The organism is Mesorhizobium sp. WSM4810 (genome assembly GCF_055811235.1).
The window spans coordinates 1-710 of record NZ_JBVVQV010000091.1; the positions used below are offsets into that span (position 1 = coordinate 1).

Annotated in this window: 1 pseudogene; it reads left to right on the forward strand. The window is 58.3% G+C overall.

Features of this window, described 5'->3' with window-relative positions:
* Positions 1 to 430 precede the first annotated feature (430 nt).
* Positions 431 to 710 (forward strand): annotated as a pseudogene (locus tag AC0L3O_RS35435) (hypothetical protein); the annotation flags it as partial.

The window sequence follows — 710 nt, forward strand, 5'->3', positions numbered from 1 at the left end:
TTCAAAAACGAGGCCGGGCGCGTGTGGCAAGATGCGGATCGCGTCATGAGCGCCGGTCGCACCCAACGTCGGCTTTTGGGAAAGATTCCAACGCAGGAAGATCGGGATTGGGTCAGGTTTTACCGTTCGAGCTGGCCACCGGAATGGGCAACTAGCGCCAGAAACGGATCTATGGCTGGTCAAACTCAAGGTCGTGTTCGACCATTTCCGGACCTTCATGTACCATGTGCGGAGGGCGGCAATTAGGTCGAAGCAGCATACCGCTCAGCCTTGGATGCCGTGACGACGAGAACGGGCATATCGAACGCTACAGCGCCGCCCGCCCGTTGCCCTCATGCAATTTATGTGAACGGAACGTCGCCACAGGCATTCACCGCGGCGGTTCCGTGCTGAACGCGAAGAACCTGTGCGCAGGCGATGCCGCTGTGCCGTGCCAATCGGCAGCTTCGCCCATTCCAAGATTGCGGGTCCCGGATATATTACTCTGACCATCTCGTTCGCAGAATCCGTTTTGCGCATATGCAGCCGGCAACTCGAGCGAGAGCGTAAGCAAGCCTTCCTTCCCGCCGACGCGCCGAACCTCGGAGGTGTTATGCTACTACTGGTTTTCGGCCTCGTGATCTTCTTCGGAATCCATTCTGTTCGGATCGCCGCCGGCAGCTTTCGTGATGCGCAAATCGCCACAAACGAGCGGCGCTGGAAGGGACTTT